Origin of the sequence: Mesorhizobium sp. (assembly GCF_004962925.1) — a bacterium.
Taxonomy (GTDB): Bacteria; Pseudomonadota; Alphaproteobacteria; order Rhizobiales; family Rhizobiaceae; genus Mesorhizobium.
Genome location: NZ_SUEO01000394.1, coordinates 1 through 1346, shown reverse-complemented (window position 1 = coordinate 1346; position 1346 = coordinate 1). Strand labels below are relative to the sequence as shown.

Sequence of the window (1346 nt, the reverse complement as noted above, 5' to 3'; positions counted from 1 at the left end):
CCTGAAGGGGAAGCATTCACCCTGACTATTGCCCAGGCAAAACAGGGCATCGCGAATGCGTTGGGCATTTCACCCAGTGCCGTCGAAATCACTATCAGAGCGTAGGAGGATCACATGATTGATTTGCACTTCATCTGTAGGCATGGCGAGAACCTCACGCATTTGGAAGGCCATCGGTATCGGTCGGGCGCATGGGTCGTGGGCACTAAAACAGCCGACGAAGCAGTCGGTGGAAACATTCGTCTACATGAAGCTCAGGACGCGCCAGCTTATCATGGAGGCCAGATACTCGCTTGGTGCGATGCACCCGAGCCTGAAAACGCAGGGCGGAAGTACTTCGTCTACGAGGCCGAAGCCGGGTATCGTGAGCGTTGCAATGGCAATTGGGGACGCGAAAAGTGTATCGTGCGGCGCTGACCACCGCCGCCCGAGTTTGCTGCCGGGGTAAAGCGACTGGTCGATCACCACACCATATGAGACCGACCAAGAAAGACCGGTAGGAACAGAGCGCCAGCCCACGTACGGTCTCGCGAGGGTGCAATGCTCGGTCGCACTGACAAACGGCTCTGGGCTAAACGCCTGCCGACGTGCAGACAGAAGTTTGCTGGATCGGCGGAGTACCGACAACGAACCGCTTACTTACGGCGCTTCTCGCTTCATCCTGTCCATGATCTCTGTCATCCCTTGCATTACCTGTTTGTCGGGATTTCTCTTGCAAAAGCCGTAGAGAGACGCCCAAATCTCATTGATCGTCATGCTACCAAGATCGTACCGAGGCTGACCTAAGTGCTTCAGCCCAATGTTCATTGCGGTAACGTAGCCTTCTGTCCAGGAGACCATTGCCAGCGGGATATGAGAACGAGGCGAGTCAGACTCGCTTGTAACACTCAGCAGCTTTGTGCACCCCATACCTGTTACACCGAGACTGAAGGCCTCCTTCTGCGAATGCGCGTTCGTCGCAACACACGTTACCAGCAGCACCGCAAGCGCGATTCTTTTCATTTTTGTCCTCTGTTGGTAGAGAGCCGCCAATACCGAGAGAATTTCAAACTAGCGACGTCGTTTGCCCGTCGCTGGTCGTTTGATCCGCCCGTTACCTACTTCTGCTGGTGGTAAGAAGTTGCAGAATGTTCAGAATTCTTTTTGCTTGGTATTCCCGAACTCATTTTCTAGTCGAGTCCCAAGGTCCCGAGCGCCAATCTGCATCATAAGTGCCATGAGCGTCGGATCACCAAAAACGGCGTTGGTGATTTCAAGCCTCGGATTTGACGAGGCTTTAGCCCAATTGGCAACAATTGTGCCACATCGATCAAGATCCATGTATTTCGCAAGGCACTCTTTAAGCT

At 53.6% G+C, this 1346-nt stretch carries 3 protein-coding genes; 1 reads left to right on the top strand and 2 read right to left on the bottom strand.

Going from position 1 to position 1346, the window contains the following annotated elements:
• The first annotated feature begins 114 nt into the window (after positions 1-114).
• Positions 115-417 (top strand): hypothetical protein, encoded by a 303-nt coding sequence (locus tag E5W87_RS35325; protein ID WP_292408567.1) that lies wholly within the window; start codon positions 115-117, stop codon positions 415-417.
• 222 nt (positions 418-639) lie between these two features.
• Here the strand turns inward: E5W87_RS35325 and E5W87_RS35320 are convergent, their stop codons facing one another.
• Positions 640-1002: a hypothetical protein gene (locus E5W87_RS35320; RefSeq protein WP_292408564.1), complete on the bottom strand. Its 363-nt coding sequence runs from the start codon at positions 1000-1002 to the stop codon at positions 640-642.
• Positions 1003-1131: 129 nt separating this feature from the next.
• On the bottom strand, positions 1132-1346 hold a 215-nt coding region (locus tag E5W87_RS35315), incomplete at its 5' end, for a hypothetical protein (RefSeq protein WP_292408561.1).

Excerpts from the sequence above, each read along its gene's own strand:
- E5W87_RS35320 (WP_292408564.1), bottom strand. The coding sequence starts at position 1,002 with ATGAAAAGAATCGCGCTTGCGGTGCTGCTGGTAACGTGTGTTGCGACG.
- E5W87_RS35325 (WP_292408567.1), top strand. The coding sequence starts at position 115 with ATGATTGATTTGCACTTCATCTGTAGGCATGGCGAGAACCTCACGCAT.